The organism is Undibacterium sp. Tian12W (assembly GCF_049339405.1).
Taxonomy (GTDB): domain Bacteria; phylum Pseudomonadota; class Gammaproteobacteria; order Burkholderiales; family Burkholderiaceae_D; genus Undibacterium.
Window position 1 is genome coordinate 1 of record NZ_JBMPPK010000073.1, and the last position, 424, is coordinate 424.

Annotated in this window: 2 protein-coding genes; both read left to right on the forward strand. The window is 48.8% G+C overall.

The window, feature by feature from the left end; translation table 11 throughout:
* On the forward strand, positions 1-168 hold a 168-nt coding region (locus ACO0LI_RS30655), incomplete at its 5' end, for an ExbD/TolR family protein (RefSeq protein WP_423037712.1).
* A 14-nt stretch (positions 169-182) separates the two neighbouring features.
* Positions 183-424: biopolymer transporter ExbD (locus ACO0LI_RS30660; protein WP_423037710.1), on the forward strand; the 242-nt coding region annotated here is incomplete at its 3' end.

Genomic DNA, 424 nt, shown 5'->3' on the forward strand with positions numbered 1-424 from the left:
CTGTTTGAAAAGCTCAAGGTAGAAGCAGTCAAGATCCCGCAACCGGAGTTGCATATCCGTGGAGATCAGAATACCCGCTATGAGTTTATTGGCAAAAGTATCCTGACGGCACAACGTGCCGGTATCGCCAAGGTCGGCTTCGTGATTGAACCGCCACCACGGAACTAAGTAAAGGAAGCATTATGGGTATGCAAATGGGTTCCGGCGGTGGATCAGCCGATCCGGAAGTAATGATAGAAATGAACATGACGCCGCTGATTGACGTCATGCTGGTATTGATCATTATGTTGATCATTACTATTCCTATCCAGAATCACGCAGTGAATCTGAATTTGCCGACAGGTACGCCACCGCCACAGACAGTAGAACCTGTCGTGGTGAGTATCGACGTAGATTTTGACGGTACGGTGTCCTGGAACGGTAC